Here is a 375-nt window from a genome sequence, read left to right as displayed (position 1 = left end):
TCGATGCCATAAGGCAAAATCTTTATATTGAAATGGTAAAGAAGGAAGCACAGGAAGAACACCTAAAACAAGAGATTGATAAATACTGTTCAACTCGCGTAAAAAAATGTCTATTGACCAACCATCAAAAGCAATATGATGAATGACTACAGACAAATAATATTCGCCTTCATAATTTAGTACTTTTACTCTTATAGGCAAGTCTTCCTGAAGATTAAACCTTTCATTCAGTTCCCCACTGATCACCTGCATAAAATCTTCAAAGCTTCCGATCTCTACCAAAGTTAATTCCAAAGACTGATCACTCACATACTGATACCCCGATCCATCAGGACCCGTCAAAATAAGGGTTCGAAGAACCTCATGCCTATCAAG

Annotated in this window: 1 protein-coding gene; it reads right to left on the bottom strand. The window is 37.1% G+C overall.

Annotated features, from left to right (window positions below; all coding sequences use genetic code 11):
- Positions 1 to 375: condensation domain-containing protein (locus tag ACLMCG_RS23085; RefSeq protein ID WP_413961449.1), on the bottom strand; the 375-nt coding region annotated here is incomplete at both ends.

The organism is Chryseobacterium sp. S90, assembly GCF_047444895.1.
Lineage (GTDB): Bacteria > Bacteroidota > Bacteroidia > Flavobacteriales > Weeksellaceae > Chryseobacterium.
The sequence above is the reverse complement of the archived record's forward strand: the minus strand, read 5'-3'. Positions and strand labels throughout refer to the sequence as shown.